The organism is Polaromonas sp. P3_B4, assembly GCF_056402835.1.
Map to the genome: position 1 here is coordinate 1,079,718 of NZ_JBFUGQ010000001.1, position 13,676 is coordinate 1,093,393.

Here is a 13,676-nt window from a genome sequence, read left to right on the forward strand (position 1 = left end):
CGTTACCGCACGGACGGATCACCTTGGGCCGCCTAAAAAGGGGCGTACGGCGATATTGCGAACCTTTGAAGACGCAGCGCCCAACCGCTGTTGCAGCGCCATGCAACTCCTTTAGCGAGGGTTCTGAAATGATCCGGCTTGCTTCCTCACCCCCTCCCAATATCAGGCTGCTGGCGCGCTCGGCGCTGACCATGCTGAGCTCTCCCGAGCTCATGAAGGAGTCCCGATGCGAGCTGCCCGCCACCAGTGCCGCTGCGCTGGATGTTCTGCGCGACTGGGCCAAAGGAGGCGGCGAGGGCGCTGACGACGCCCATCTCGCTTCGCTTCCCGAGCGGCAGCTCGAAGCGCTCACACCCGACCACCCGCTGGACATCGCGATCGCTGATTGGGACGCGCTGTTTGGCGCCGTCAAGGCCAGGCTCATGCTCAGCGTCGGTGAAAAACTCGCAGCAGCACCCAACTCACAGGCCGGCGAGGCCGCGGAGCTGGTCCAGTCCACCGTGCTGGAGTGTGTGGGCGCCTTGCACCAGCTTCATCTGGCACTGACGCAGGAGCGCGGGCAGCGCGCTCACCCGGCAGCCCCAGGCGCGCAGGCCACCCAGCCCATGGCGCCGGGTTAGTGCCGGGTTAACGCCGGGTTAACGCCGGGCCAACTTCTCTGCCTGCTTTCCGGGATGTGGAGCCCTCAGGCCGGCTTTGACGCAACCGGCACGGGCTGAAAACTTTCCAGGTGGGCGATGATCAGATCGGTCACCTCTATCCCGCTCAGCGAACTCAGCGCAAAAAACGCCACAGAGTCGGCGTGGCCGGCCCGAGGGTCGTAGTACTGCGACGGCACCTGCCGCAAATAACGCGCACGCGGCCTGCTGCCCTGCACGTCATACACCAGGGCATCGTCGGCAATTCCTACTTGCAGCCCGTGAAGCGGGCCTCCTATGCAGGTCATCAGCATTGCGTGGTTGTCTCCGTCAATGGACTGTATACGGATGGAGTGGCTGTGGCTATGGGCCGTCTGGCCTAGTGGTGGCTTTATCGGCTGGATAGGCAGCGTCAAACCTAAAATGGTTCTGGTAGCCCAAGGCCGCATGTTCTTTGGGCCTTCCATGGCGAATCCCGGCCCAACCTTCAACCCATGAAACCCTATTCCATCCTCTTTGTCTGCATGGGCAATATCTGCCGCAGCCCCACAGCCCATGGCGTGTTCCTGCAGAAAGTCATGGCCCGCGGCCTGGCCCAACACATCCAGGTCGACTCAGCCGGCACGCACAACTACCACCCCGGCAACCCGCCCGACGAGCGCTCCCAGGCGCATGCGTCGCGGCGAGGCTATGACCTGTCAGGCTTGAGGGCCCGGCAGATTTCGGTTTCAGATTTTGAGCGCCACGACTTGATCCTGGCCATGGACTGGGACAACCTGGCCTTGATTCAGGAGGAATGTCCGGCTGAACACCTTGGCAAGGTGCGCAGATTGACGGAGTTCTGTTTAAAGCACGACAGTCCGGTGGTGCCTGATCCTTACTATGGCGGCAAGGACGGGTTTGAGCATGTGCTGGACCTAGTTGAGGATGCGTGTGAGGGGCTGATGCGTTACGTTGAGCAGCGGCTGTAGCCGATTAGGCCCTTCACCAAGCTCGCTTTCCCCGCCATCTACTCTAGGTAGATGGTGCTCGTTTTGGAACTAAAGCGCAGACTCGATGCACCCGTTCCGGGCCTTGGGTATGCACATGAAAACTACATTGATCCTTTTGGTGCTCTGCACCGTTTCCGTAGGGACTTACGCAAGAGGTGGGGAGGCGGCGGTGGGCACCGCAGCTCAGGAAGCCACTCCGACGGCGCATCACTACATAGAGCTGACAGCGCTTAATGTGGCTGGGCCTCATGATCGAGCGCGATTAGTCGAAATTGCGGAGGGAGCGGCGAAGACGCCCAACCAGGCGGAGCATGGTGTCAAGCCGTCGGGAAGGACCGAAAAGCTTTTTGGCGATCATGCTAAGGGGGACAAGAAGTGGGCCCAATAACGTTATTCGATAAATCTTTTCTTCAAGCACTAAGCACGGATGAATCGGTCTGGTTCGACAACTTTTTTTATCCGGTCATCTGTCCGATTTTTTTTGTTGAGACGATGGCAGATTTGTGGAAAACGCCGCGACCGGGAAAAACCGCAGAGGATGAGGTTGGCATCATTGCGGCTAAGTGCCCGGAGATGCACGGAACGCCTTGCTATTTTCATGAAGAGCTTTGCCTGGGGAATCTAGCTGGGCACGATGTTCCGATGGATGGACGAATACCAAGGGCAGGAATTCGTCAAGTTATGCGTGACGGCAAGGTGGCCGGCGTAGCAGAGGTATCGGAAGAGGCTGCGGCTTTCCAGCGGTGGCAGCGTGGGCTGTTTTATGAGGTAGAGCGAAATCACGCGAGTGAATGGCGGAGGAGGGTGGAAAGTACGGACCTAGGTATCGTTGAAGCTCGAATGAAGCAACTTGGAGTCAATGCTAAAACGTGTAAAACTGAGGCAGATGCCGTGCGTTTTGCAGACCAAATGGTCATGGGGTTAAGCAAGACGGCAGAACGATTTAGCAGTGCGTTGGAATTGCTGGGGATAAGAGAAGACGCACGTTCGCACATAAAAAACCGGTGGAAGAAGAGTCAAAGACCGCCGCTCAGAATATTCGCTCCATATGCTGCTCATGTGCTGAGAGTGGAGCTGTTCTTCCATATCGCGATTGGGGCCAGCTTGATCGCCAGCACGAGGGCTAGTCACAAAGTTGATATGGCGTATCTGTTCTATCTTCCCTTCTGCCATGTATTTACTTCGGCTGACAGACTGCACCGTCAGTGTGCACCACTGTTCATGCGGCCAAATCAAGAGTTTGTCTGGGGACTGGATCTAAAGGCGGATTTGCGGAGACTGAATGAGCACTTTCAGAGCCTCCCAGAGGAAGTTAGAGCCCAAGGAATCTACAAATTCGCAAGCAGACTTCCGGTCGAGTCTCAGGGACTGATTCGAGAGCTGTTGCAACGGCACACTCCAAGAGTATTGGCCCCTTCAATCAACGTAGATAAATTAAATCAAGGCGCGGGTAAGAAATTGGCGGAGGAAATAAAAAAGTGGGATTCTGCGCCTGACGCGATGGATACCTCTGCACCGGCCAAGGATTGGGACTCATTAATCATCAAGCGATCTGTCAGGCGACAGCGAGGATCGTGGCAACAAGTTGGGCCTGAGATTGGTGAGCCTGATCTGCCGTGACGATGGCTCACACGCTTAGTGAATCTTACCCATCTTTTGAGAGATTAAAAGCTGTCACCGGCGGTCGATACGCCAAAAGTCAAGCGTAGGATGAGGGCCACATGGAGGCTCTATGGTCACTGCCATCAACGAAATACCAAAACAGACGCCAACTGAGGATGAAAACGAAAAGCTTCAGCGCCAGCGAGTTGAAGCAGTTGAAGCGGCCCTTAAATCACCTGTTTCTGCTGGTTTGAGTGAGCAAGCGGAAAAGGTGCGGCGCAACTTACTTGTTTTTTCGCTGGTGTCGGTGGCTGGTGTCCTATGGGATGTAGGGCTCAAGACTGATGCATCAATTTTTGGTTTTACTTTTGATGGTCTGACGCCGGACAAAATTCTCGCGGGACTTGCGCTGATCACCGGATTTTCTTTTGTTCATTTCATTTGGCTAAGTTGGGATTCTTTCCTGGAATGGCGTCTGCGAATTACCGGTACGAGACTGGCATTTGTTACGGTCGGCCGCACTTCCAGCGAAGACGCAGACTATCCGGATGACCCCAGGCAATCCACACTCCATTATTGGTGGGCAGAAAGAGCGCGAATTACTGGCGATATGTCCGGAAAACTCAGCGCAATGAAGCCTCAGTTAGCAGAGATGGTTGATCGGATAAATGCGATTCAAACCGATCAGATCCCTTATCTTGCTGGCATCCAAGGCGGTATTAGTGGGTTAACTCATATTGTGGGTAGGCTACAGAACGACCTTGCCGCACTGTCAGCGACTTTCGCATCGCAGCGCCCATCGGTTTCCTTGAAACGATTTGATAACTGGTTTAGCCTTTTCCTACGCTCTCAAAACCTACGATGGCTATTGCTGGACGTTGGCATGCCAGTGCTTTTGGCTAGCTATGCGTTGGTGTTGCTTCTTACAAAAATGTGGCTGTAACACAAATAAATTTCCCTGTTGCATAATCTTTCAAATGACCGCCGCCATTCCAGCAAGAGCTTTTGACAAGATTCATCAGGAGGTGTCTCGGCTCTTGGCTTATATCCCCAGATTTTTGGAGATCGATGATCCTCAGCTAATGAAATGGGAAGATGACCTGGAGCAACTTCCACGTTCTCAAAAATTTTTGGGGCTAGCACTCCTGCGGCATTTGACTGGTGATGTGGAGGCGGCCGAAAAGATGTTCATTCGTGCTGAGACTGCCGGGGCTAATAATTTGGAAGTCATGGGATTGATGCTGCCCGTGTATCTAAATCTCGGATATGCCTCCAAAGCATTGGAAATCTGCCGCACAACCTTCTCAGTTAAAGCCTTGAACATTGGAGTGGGGCTCCCGCTTGCATTGGCTAGCGGTGGTATTGCTTTGACTAGCGAGTTGATGAGTGCCGCAAAAAAAGCCCAACTTGACTTGAGCCATGTGTCTCAGATTAGACAAATCACAAGAATCGCTGAAGAAACTGCGTTGTTGGCATCCGCAGATGCAATGTACGCGAAAGTTCTCGATGTAGCAGGGTCGATTATGCGAAAGCATCGATTGTTTTGGTTGGAACAATCCCCCCGTTTTAGCTATGACCCCGAGATGGGTTGCATCGGCATTCGTTACCGTATGGCGACAACTCCTGAAGAAGCCTCGATTCTCAATGAAGAATTTATCAGTTCGTTGATTAGCTCCGAGCTAATAGGGATACCGATGACTCTGAGCTTTGTGGGTGCCAACGTTCCTCTACCAGAGATGGCTTAGCAACTCATGCCTATAGTGTCGGATGACATCCTAAAGTGCGCACAGGCCATTGCTGCTCAACCCGGACTTAGCGAAGCAGGTATCCGCGCTACCGTGGGTCGAGCTTACTATTCCGCATTTCACGAGTGCAAAGTTTGGCATGCGAAGTTAGATGAACCGGGCCGGTTGCCTATCGGATTTACTGGCGGCGATCATCTCGAGCTTTCCCTCCGATTGACCAATCCCGGTCCAAAAATTACAGGACCACTTCGCGAAGCGTCAATTAAGCGTGGCGTTCGTTTAAGGGCACTGCACGGAGAGCGCTGCAAGGCGGACTATGAACTTTCTGAGACTTTGGATGCAGCAGATGCCAGGGCTGCCCTTAATGAGGCAATCGGTATAAAAAACACTGTTGCAATGTGACGAATAGTAGCGTCTAAGAGTTGCCCGTCTACTGAATGGATATTTAAGCTCCCGTTGCCGTGGTGAATACCAGCGTGTACAAGTGATGCAAGCTGACGTTGGATGCGCTGAGATTGCAAAACCGCCGACCTTGGTGTCATCGGGCATGCGTAATGCAGTGGGCTTTGACATATAAAACTCGGTCGAATCATTGATAGGATTCGATACACCGCCCACTTCGTTAGGCCACCAATGCAACTACGTGCCTTTTTACAAAGCATTTCCCTTTTGCCTGTTGTAACGCTCCTCGGAATGCATGGCCAAGCTCTGTCGATTACCCCAGGGATGAAAAAAGTGGAAATCGATGGGTGGTTACTGGAGCTCCCCGATGAGTGGCGTGTGGATGAGAACTCTAAGTCAACCGGACCAATTTTCCGATCACTCGACAGAACCAGCGCCTGCTTTTTCAGGGTGCAACCGCTCCCCCAGAACAACCAAATTTCCCCCGTAGATATAGCCTTAGAGGCCCGGCGCTTATTTCAGCAATCGGCCGAGCAGACCAAATTTAAATGGCGTGTGATGCGAGAGACGATTGCTTCGACCGCCATCGGTGTAGTGCAGAACCTTGACCTGCTCGACGCTGAGAACAAGGTTCGGTATGTTCAAAAAACAGTCATCACCGGACAGTCAATGGCGATGCTTATTCTTCACGACTATGCTTGCGAATCCCACATCGCTTCGGTGAAGTTCTTTGCCCCTATTGTTGAGTCCCTTTCTCCTGCGCCTTGAACTTCCGAAAACTGAAGGTCAAAGTCTTCAAGAAGTGGTCACGTTAGGCCCTCCAACGATCAATATATCGCGCAGGGTACCTGCTGAAACGAGTCGTAATGCACTGTGTGTGAGTACAGGGGAGCGGCTACTTGCGCGGTATCTCCGCATGCCTTCAGAGACTCCTGAAGTTCATTTGGAGCGGGATTCTCACGTACCACCGAGAGTTCCGGATGTTCAATCCTTCGACTCGGGCCATGTCTTTTTCCTGCTTCACAAATTAATGAAGTGACACGCTCAAGTGATACAAAACCGCAGCGGGAAGCTGCTTTAGACAAAAAACCCGCGAGAACCGCGGATTTGAGATAAATAAGGTGACGAGCCTTGACCCCGGCACTGACTCCACAGTTAGGGCTGCTTGGTTCCCCACCTGACCCGGTTGGCCGCTTTACCATGCGGGAAGGCCCGTCACCCTCGATTGTAAGGGACTTGGGAATGACCCCTCTGGCATACCCCCATCAGTGAAAAGGGCACCGAGCGATCTATTCCAGCCGGGGCCGCGGGACTGGCTTTGCCAGACCGCAGGCGCAGCGGCCCCCTCGGGGGGCAGCGCATTACGCGAAGCGAAAAGCGTGGGGGCCATATCCACGGCAAATTAGAATGGCTGGATGTCCTATCTCGTTCTTGCCCGCAAATACCGCCCCAAAAATTTCTCGGAAATGGTGGGGCAGTCGCATGTGGTGCAGGCGCTGGGCAATGCGCTGGCCACCCAGCGTTTGCACCATGCTTACCTGTTCACCGGCACGCGGGGCGTGGGCAAGACAACCATTTCGCGCATCCTGGCCAAGTCGCTCAATTGCCTGGGCCCGGACGGGCAGGGCGGCATCACGGCCACGCCCTGCGGTGTGTGCCAGGCCTGTACCGACATCGACAGCGGCCGCTTCGTGGATTACACCGAGCTGGACGCTGCGTCCAACCGCGGTGTCGATGAGATCGCCCAATTGCTCGAGCAGGCCGTTTACAAACCTGTCGTCGGCCGTTTCAAGGTCTTCATGATCGACGAGGTGCACATGCTCACGAACACGGCGTTCAACGCCATGCTCAAGACGCTGGAAGAACCCCCCGAGTATTTGAAGTTTGTACTGGCCACGACCGACCCGCAAAAAGTACCGGCCACCGTGCTGTCGCGCTGCCTGCAGTTCAACCTTCGGCCCATGGCGCCCGAGACCGTGCTGGAGCATTTGACGCAGGTGCTGGGCGTTGAAAACGTTCCGGCCGAACAACAGGCGCTGCGCCTGCTGGCGCGTGCGGCGCGCGGTTCCATGCGCGACGCCCTGTCGCTGACGGACCAGGCCATTGCCTTTGGCTCCGGCAAGCTTGAAGAGGCCAGTGTGCGCACCATGCTGGGCAGCGTGGACCGCAGCTATGTCTACCGCCTGCTGGACGCCCTGGCGCGCGGCGACGGCAAAACCGTGGTCGAAACCTCCGAAGCGTTGCGGCTGAACGGCTTGAGTGCGGCTTCCACCCTGGAAGAAATGACGACGGTGCTGCAACGCATGGCGGTGTTGCAGGCCGTACCCGAGATGGGGGCGGGCGACGACGGGGCCGACCCGGACATCGCGGAAACGGCGCGGCTGGCCCAGGCGCTGCCCGCCGATGAAACGCAGCTGCTTTACAGCCTGTGCCTGCATGGCCGCGGTGAGCTGGGCCTGGCGCCCGACGAATACGCGGGCCTGACCATGGTGCTGCTGCGCTTGCTGGCCTTCAAACCCTCGGCTTCGGCTACCACCCATGCGGGGGGTGCCGCCGAGCCCGGAAAAAAGCCCCAGCCTGAGGTGGCGCGGGCCCATGCGCCCGAGGCTTTGCCTGAACGGCGCACAGCGCCGGCGCCTGCCGCTGCACGCGAACCTGCCCATGATGAGCCAGTGCCCGCTGCGCCGCGTGTTTCACAAGAGCCACCCACCGCTCAAAATTTTGAGCAAAAACAGCCTGTAGCCCAGGCGGAACGGGCGCAAGCAGCTATCAATTCAGTAGCAGATCCTGTGGTGATGCCGGAGCGGCCGGTGCCGCAGCAGCGCCCGCAGCCGGGCGCGCCAGCAGCTGCCGTCGCGCCTCTGGTGCCTGTTCCGCACGGCGAGGGCTGGAGCCAGACCGTCAACCAGCTGGTGGCCGCCGAGGCCGTGGCGGCGTTGACGCGTGAGCTGGGCCTGCAGTCTGAATTGCGCAGCCAGGCCGATGGGCTGTGGACGCTTCGGGTGGAGCGCGAGTCGCTGAACCAGGCGGCAGCGCGTGAAAAGCTGCAAGCCGCACTGCAGGCGCATCTTGGCGATGCGGCCCTGCGGCTCGCGGTGGAAGTGGGGCCCGTCACCGACACCCCGGCGCGCCGCAATGCGGCGGCGCAAGCCGAGCGCCAGCGTGCGGCCGAAGAAATGATCCAGAACGACCCGTTTGTGCAGGACATGATTCGCGATTGGGGTGCCAAAATTGTCCCCGGCAGCATCCGGCCGCTGGCCTCCAAGCCGATATGATCAACTCAGTTTTTAGACGCTGAACAAAGCCAAGATTTAAAGGAAAAACCATGTTTAACAAAGGACAACTCGCAGGCCTCATGAAACAGGCGCAGGCGATGCAGGACAACCTCAAAAAAGCCCAGGAAGAACTGGCATTTGTGGAAGTCACCGCCGAGGCCGGCGCCGGCCTGGTGAAGGTCACCATGACCTGCAAGCACGATGTCAAACGCGTTGAAATTGACCCCAGCCTGCTGACCGACGACAAGGACATGCTGGAAGACCTGGTGGCCGCTGCGTTCAACGCCGCCGTGCGCAAGGCTGAAGAAGTGAGCAACGAGAAAATGGGCAAGCTGACGGCCGGCATGCCCGGCCTCCCTGGCGGCATGAAGCTCCCCTTCTAAAGCTGTGAGCCCCCACGGTCGCTCACTGCGTGTAGCTCCCTGCCCCCCGAGGGGGCCGCTGCGCCTGCGGTCTGGCAAAGCCAGTCCCGCGGCCCCTGCTTGCGAAAGCGGGTACGACGCTCGGTTGCTGCTGCCACATGGCTGATTCGAACGCGCTTGAAGGCCTGACACAGGCCTTGCGCAAGCTGCCGGGCGTAGGCGCCAAGTCGGCCGCGCGCATGGCGTTCCATCTGCTGCAGCACGACAAGCCCGGCGCGCTGCAGATTGCCCGTGCGCTGGAGTACGCCGTCAGCAGCGTGCGGCATTGCACCCTGTGCAACACGCTGACGGAGCAGGAGGTTTGCACCACCTGCGCCAACCCGCAGCGTGACCGCAGCAAGCTGTGCGTGGTTGAAACACCGGCCGACCAGGCTGCCCTTGAGCGCACGCTGGCCTACAAGGGCCTTTATTTTGTGCTCATGGGCAAGCTGAGCCCGCTTGACGGCATAGGCCCCAACGACATCGGCTTGCAAAAACTGTTTGACCGCGTGGTGCCCAAGAACGAGCGCGGCGAGGCGTTGCCGCCTGCATCGCGCGAAGTGCAGGAAGTCATCCTGGCGACCAATTTCACGGCCGAAGGCGAAGCCACTGCGCACGTGATTGCACAAGCGCTGAAAAGCCGCGGCGTCCAGGTGACGCGCCTGGCGCGCGGAGTGCCGGTGGGAAGCGAACTTGAATACGTAGATTTGGGCACCATTGCCCACGCGTTGGTGGACCGCAGGTGAGGGCGGTGTTTTTAGTTTTATCTTGACAGCTTCATGCCCGCAGCGGGCGACCATAACGAAAGGAACCCACCATGACATTCGCACGCTTCACCATCGCCTATTGGTGTGTTCTGATTGCGGCCCTGTTGCCCATTGTGTGTGCCGCCATTGCCAAATACGGCACGATGAGCACCCCGCGGCGCGATGGTGGATATGACAACCACAACCCGCGAGGCTGGCTGGCGCAGCAAACCGATTGGCGTGCCCGGGCCAACGCCGCACAAGCCAACACATTTGAGGCACTGCCCTTTTTCTTTGCCGCAGTGATCATTGCGCACATCCTGCAGGCGGGGCAGACACGGCTGGACATCCTGGCATTGCTCTTTGTCGTGCTGCGCATTGCCTACATCATGATGTACATCGCAGACCTGGCCAAAGCCCGCTCGGCCATCTGGGCGTGTGCACTTTTTATCAATATCGCCATTCTTTTTTCCGGCTTTCGTTGACACATGCGTCGCGAGTGTGAAAGTTACCTCTGGTAACGCGATCACCTTCGGTAAAAACCCGCACGGGATCACCCCGATGCGGGTTTTTTTATGCCTCGATAAGCTTGTGACATCAAAAAAAGAGAGAGGCTTGCATGAATCGCCAACCCCTGATTTCCCGCCGGGCTTTTGCCGGTGGCACCGCACTGGCAGCAGCAACGCTGGCATTGCCGGTGCTTCGCGCGCAGCCCAGGCTCGAGAAAACAAAAATTGCGCTGGCGGTCGGCGGCAAGGCGGCGTTCTATTACCTGCCACTCACCATTTCCGAGCAATTGGGGTATTTCAAGGCCGAAGGCCTGGACATTGAAATCAGCGACTTTGCCGGTGGTGCACGCGCGCTGCAGGCTGTGGTCGGCGGCTCTGCCGACGTCTGCTCGGGTGCTTTCGAGCACACCATCAACCTTCAGTCCAAAAACCAGATGTTCCAGGCTTTTGTGCTGCAGGGCAGGGCGCCGCAAATCGCTTTTGGCGTCTCGACCAAAAACATGCCCAACTACAAAACGGTCGCAGACCTGAAGGGCAAGAGAATCGGTGTGTCTGCGCCGGGGTCATCCACCAACATGATGGCCAACCTGGTACTTTCGCGCGCAGGCCTCAAACCCGGCGACGTGAGTTTTATCGGAGTCGGCACTGCGGCGGGCGCACTGACTGCGATGCGTTCGGGGCAGATCGATGCCATGAGCAATACCGACCCGGTCATGACCATGCTCGAGCAAAAGGGCGAGGTAAAGATCATCAGCGATACGCGCACCCTCAAGGGCACGATCGAAGTTTTTGGCGGTTCCATGCCGGCGGCCTGCCTGTACGCCCCGATAGAGTTCGTCCAGAAAAATCCCAACACTTGCCAGGCACTGGCCAATGCGATCGTGCATGGGCTCAAATGGCTGCAGACGGCAGGCCCCGGTGACATCATCAAGACCGTGCCCGAGAGCTACCTGCTGGGTGACCGGGCGCTGTACCTTGCGTCATTCAACAAGGTGCGTGAGTCGATCTCGCTTGACGGCATCATTCCTGATGATGGTGCGCGCACGGCGCTCAAGGCACTGGCAAGCTTTGACCCCAGCATCAAGGCCGACAAGATCGACATCGCAAAGACCTATACCAACGAGTTCGCACGCAAGGCCAAGGACCGATTCAAAGCTTGAGCCCCCACGCTTTTCACTTCGTGTAATGCGCGAGGCCTTGCAGGCCGCGGCTCGCGAGACGCTTCGCCTCTGTCGCCCGTCCAGGCCTGCGCAGGCAGGCTTGGAGCCGCGGGCTCCAGCCCCTCGGGGCCGCTGCGCCTGCGGTCTGGCAAAGCCAGTCCCGCGGCCCCGGCTGGTGAAGATAGAGGCCCTGCGCAGCACCTTGCTGTAAGCTCCCGCCATGCCAGAACCCGACGACGCCTACGCCCTGGAGTTGATCAACATCAGCTGTACCTTTCACTCGCGCGACGATGCGGGCCAGCGTTATACGGCGGTGAGCGACACTACCTTGCGCATACGGGCCGGTGAATTCGTTTCGGTTGTCGGGCCTACAGGGTGCGGTAAATCCACGTTGCTCAATATTGGTGCCGGTTTGCTGGAGCCGTCTTCCGGCGAGGTTCGGGTGTTTGGCCAGCCGCTGGGCGGCATCAACACCCGCGCCGGCTACATGTTCCAGACCGAAGCTTTGATGCCATGGCGCAGCGCCATCGCCAATGTGATGATGGGATTGCAATACCGGGGCATTCCCGATGATGAAGCCCGCCGCCAGGCGCAGGCCTGGCTGGAACGCGTGGGGCTGGGCGGATTCGGTGACCGCTATCCGCACCAGCTTTCAGGTGGCATGCGCAAACGCACCGCACTGGCCCAGGTGCTGGCACTGGACCCCGACATCATCCTGATGGACGAACCTTTCAGTGCGCTCGACATTCAGACGCGCCAGCTCATGGAAAACGAAGTGCTGGACCTGTGGGCTGCCAAGAAAAAGGCGGTGCTGTTCATCACGCACGATCTGGACGAAGCCATTGCCATGAGCGACAGGGTGGTGGTGCTGTCGGCTGGCCCCGGCACGCATCCCATCGGCGAATTCCCGATTGACCTGCCGCGCCCGCGTGACGTGGCGGAGGTGCGCAGCCAGCCGCGTTTTGTGGAGCTGCACAAACAGATCTGGGACGTGCTGCGCGATGAAGTGCTTAAAGGCTATGCACAGCAACTCAAGAAGGCAGCCTGATCATGTGGCGCCATCTCAAGCCCTCTGAAAGCAATCTCCGCGCATGGCAAGTCGGTTTGCTGGTATTCATTCTGATCGGCTGGCACCTGGCGTCGCGCGACCAGAAAATTGCTTTTTTCCTGGGCGAGCCGATCAAGGTGGCCGGCAAGATATGGAGCTGGTTCATGCCCTTTGGTTTCGGGCCGAGCGGCCTGTTCCCCGATGGACTGGCAGGCAACGCCGACATCTACCTTCATCTGGGCACCACCCTGCTGGAAACTGTGTTGGCCTTCGGAATAGGCACGGCGCTGGGCCTGGCCTGCGGGCTGTGGCTGGCCTTGGCCCCTACGGCCAGCGCGATCCTGGACCCTTACATCAAAGCCGCCAACTCGATGCCGCGGGTGATTCTGGCGCCGATCTTCTCGCTGTGGCTTGGCCTTGGCATCTGGAGCAAGGTAGCGCTGGCGGTCACGCTGGTATTTTTCATCGTGTTTTTCAATGTTTACCAGGGTGTGAAAGAGGTCAGCCCGGTGGTGCTGGCGAATGCCCGCATGCTGGGCGCCAACCAGCGCCAGCTGTTGCGCACGGTGTACCTGCCAAGCGCGACCAGCTGGGTGTTTTCCAGCCTGCATACCTCTGTGGGCCTGGCGTTTGTCGGAGCCGTCGTGGGTGAATACCTGGGGTCGGCGCGCGGAGTGGGCTACCTGATTTTGCAGGCCGAGGGCACGTTTGACGTGAACACGGTGTTTGCCGGCATCGTGGTGCTGACGGCGTTCGCCCTCGTGCTGGACGGCATTGTTGGCAAGCTGGAGAAGCGGCTCATGAAATGGCAGCCGCGCACCGGTGAGACAGAAAAACTCTGACGTTTTCCCTGTACCGCAACTCTTCCTGTCGTCCTACAGCCTGTGGCCGGGCGGCTCCTTAAAGTCGTGGCTGCCTGCACCGCTTCTGCCATGCGCAGCAGCGGCGAGCCGGCTTCACTCCAAGGACACACCATGAATCTTTCACTCAGCATCGGCCCCATCGTGTCGCTCATCGCGGGGATCCTTATCCTGCTGATACCGCGCCTGCTCAATTACATCGTGGCGATTTACCTGATTGTCATCGGCCTGATCGGGCTGTTCGGCAGCGGTTCGTTCAAGCTGTAGCAGCAGCCCGCAGTTGGTGACTGCTGAAGTG

The 13,676-nt window shown here is 57.9% G+C and carries 15 protein-coding genes and 1 other RNA gene; 14 read left to right on the forward strand and 2 right to left on the reverse strand.

Annotated elements, in window-relative coordinates:
* Positions 1-128 precede the first annotated feature (128 nt).
* Positions 129-620 (forward strand): hypothetical protein, encoded by a 492-nt coding sequence (locus AC1DVV_RS05290; protein ID WP_477702618.1) that lies wholly within the window; start codon positions 129-131, stop codon positions 618-620.
* A 65-nt stretch (positions 621-685) separates the two neighbouring features.
* On the opposite strand, the gene AC1DVV_RS05295 is transcribed toward AC1DVV_RS05290, so the two are convergent.
* Complete coding sequence (locus tag AC1DVV_RS05295) at positions 686-946, reverse strand: hypothetical protein (RefSeq protein WP_477702617.1); 261 nt, start codon at positions 944-946, stop codon at positions 686-688.
* Between the two features lie 186 nt (positions 947-1,132).
* Between AC1DVV_RS05295 and AC1DVV_RS05300 the strand changes: the two genes are divergently transcribed.
* From AC1DVV_RS05300 to AC1DVV_RS05320, 5 genes are all read left to right on the forward strand, one after another.
* Positions 1,133-1,609 (forward strand): low molecular weight protein-tyrosine-phosphatase, encoded by a 477-nt coding sequence (locus AC1DVV_RS05300; RefSeq protein ID WP_477707123.1) that lies wholly within the window; start codon positions 1,133-1,135, stop codon positions 1,607-1,609.
* Between the two features lie 396 nt (positions 1,610-2,005).
* A complete protein-coding gene (locus AC1DVV_RS05305; RefSeq protein ID WP_477707124.1) occupies positions 2,006-3,250 on the forward strand; it encodes a hypothetical protein in 1,245 nt (414 codons plus the stop codon).
* A gap of 112 nt (positions 3,251-3,362) precedes the next feature.
* Positions 3,363-4,175 carry a hypothetical protein gene (locus AC1DVV_RS05310; RefSeq protein ID WP_477707125.1) on the forward strand — a complete coding sequence of 271 codons (813 nt, stop codon included), beginning with the start codon at positions 3,363-3,365 and terminating at the stop codon, positions 4,173-4,175.
* A 34-nt stretch (positions 4,176-4,209) separates the two neighbouring features.
* Entirely contained in the window at positions 4,210-4,977 is a 768-nt protein-coding gene (locus AC1DVV_RS05315) for a hypothetical protein (RefSeq protein WP_477702866.1), read from the forward strand.
* Positions 4,978-5,610: 633 nt separating this feature from the next.
* Positions 5,611-6,147 carry a hypothetical protein gene (locus AC1DVV_RS05320; protein ID WP_477707126.1) on the forward strand — a complete coding sequence of 179 codons (537 nt, stop codon included), beginning with the start codon at positions 5,611-5,613 and terminating at the stop codon, positions 6,145-6,147.
* A 352-nt stretch (positions 6,148-6,499) separates the two neighbouring features.
* On the opposite strand, the gene ffs is transcribed toward AC1DVV_RS05320, so the two are convergent.
* Positions 6,500-6,596, reverse strand: an RNA gene (ffs, locus tag AC1DVV_RS05325) — signal recognition particle sRNA small type.
* A gap of 198 nt (positions 6,597-6,794) precedes the next feature.
* Between ffs and dnaX the strand changes: the two genes are divergently transcribed.
* From dnaX to AC1DVV_RS05365, 8 genes are all read left to right on the forward strand, one after another.
* The gene (gene dnaX, locus AC1DVV_RS05330; protein ID WP_477702416.1) at positions 6,795-8,654 is read left to right on the forward strand and encodes a DNA polymerase III subunit gamma/tau; all 1,860 of its coding nucleotides are present in this window, start codon (positions 6,795-6,797) and stop codon (positions 8,652-8,654) included.
* Positions 8,655-8,704: 50 nt separating this feature from the next.
* Complete coding sequence (locus AC1DVV_RS05335) at positions 8,705-9,037, forward strand: YbaB/EbfC family nucleoid-associated protein (protein WP_457278639.1); 333 nt, start codon at positions 8,705-8,707, stop codon at positions 9,035-9,037.
* A gap of 137 nt (positions 9,038-9,174) precedes the next feature.
* A complete protein-coding gene (gene recR, locus AC1DVV_RS05340) occupies positions 9,175-9,801 on the forward strand; it encodes a recombination mediator RecR (protein WP_477702415.1) in 627 nt (208 codons plus the stop codon).
* 71 nt (positions 9,802-9,872) lie between these two features.
* Complete coding sequence (locus AC1DVV_RS05345; protein WP_477702414.1) at positions 9,873-10,286, forward strand: MAPEG family protein; 414 nt, start codon at positions 9,873-9,875, stop codon at positions 10,284-10,286.
* 134 nt (positions 10,287-10,420) lie between these two features.
* Entirely contained in the window at positions 10,421-11,470 is a 1,050-nt protein-coding gene (locus tag AC1DVV_RS05350; RefSeq protein ID WP_477667241.1) for an ABC transporter substrate-binding protein, read from the forward strand.
* Positions 11,471-11,690: 220 nt separating this feature from the next.
* Complete coding sequence (locus AC1DVV_RS05355) at positions 11,691-12,518, forward strand: ABC transporter ATP-binding protein (RefSeq protein ID WP_477702413.1); 828 nt, start codon at positions 11,691-11,693, stop codon at positions 12,516-12,518.
* Between the two features lie 2 nt (positions 12,519-12,520).
* Entirely contained in the window at positions 12,521-13,360 is an 840-nt protein-coding gene (locus tag AC1DVV_RS05360) for an ABC transporter permease (protein WP_477689048.1), read from the forward strand.
* 132 nt (positions 13,361-13,492) lie between these two features.
* Positions 13,493-13,645 carry a DUF3096 domain-containing protein gene (locus AC1DVV_RS05365; protein ID WP_348050368.1) on the forward strand — a complete coding sequence of 51 codons (153 nt, stop codon included), beginning with the start codon at positions 13,493-13,495 and terminating at the stop codon, positions 13,643-13,645.
* The last annotated feature ends 31 nt before the right edge of the window (positions 13,646-13,676 follow it).

Coding starts and splice junctions, on each gene's coding strand:
- AC1DVV_RS05290 (WP_477702618.1), top strand. CDS start 129: ATGATCCGGCTTGCTTCCTCACCCCCTCCCAATATCAGGCTGCTGGCG.
- AC1DVV_RS05295 (WP_477702617.1), bottom strand. CDS start 946: ATGACCTGCATAGGAGGCCCGCTTCACGGGCTGCAAGTAGGAATTGCC.
- AC1DVV_RS05300 (WP_477707123.1), top strand. CDS start 1,133: ATGAAACCCTATTCCATCCTCTTTGTCTGCATGGGCAATATCTGCCGC.
- AC1DVV_RS05310 (WP_477707125.1), top strand. CDS start 3,363: ATGGTCACTGCCATCAACGAAATACCAAAACAGACGCCAACTGAGGAT.
- AC1DVV_RS05315 (WP_477702866.1), top strand. CDS start 4,210: ATGACCGCCGCCATTCCAGCAAGAGCTTTTGACAAGATTCATCAGGAG.
- AC1DVV_RS05320 (WP_477707126.1), top strand. CDS start 5,611: ATGCAACTACGTGCCTTTTTACAAAGCATTTCCCTTTTGCCTGTTGTA.
- dnaX (WP_477702416.1), top strand. CDS start 6,795: ATGTCCTATCTCGTTCTTGCCCGCAAATACCGCCCCAAAAATTTCTCG.
- AC1DVV_RS05335 (WP_457278639.1), top strand. CDS start 8,705: ATGTTTAACAAAGGACAACTCGCAGGCCTCATGAAACAGGCGCAGGCG.
- recR (WP_477702415.1), top strand. CDS start 9,175: ATGGCTGATTCGAACGCGCTTGAAGGCCTGACACAGGCCTTGCGCAAG.
- AC1DVV_RS05345 (WP_477702414.1), top strand. CDS start 9,873: ATGACATTCGCACGCTTCACCATCGCCTATTGGTGTGTTCTGATTGCG.
- AC1DVV_RS05350 (WP_477667241.1), top strand. CDS start 10,421: ATGAATCGCCAACCCCTGATTTCCCGCCGGGCTTTTGCCGGTGGCACC.
- AC1DVV_RS05355 (WP_477702413.1), top strand. CDS start 11,691: ATGCCAGAACCCGACGACGCCTACGCCCTGGAGTTGATCAACATCAGC.
- AC1DVV_RS05360 (WP_477689048.1), top strand. CDS start 12,521: ATGTGGCGCCATCTCAAGCCCTCTGAAAGCAATCTCCGCGCATGGCAA.
- AC1DVV_RS05365 (WP_348050368.1), top strand. CDS start 13,493: ATGAATCTTTCACTCAGCATCGGCCCCATCGTGTCGCTCATCGCGGGG.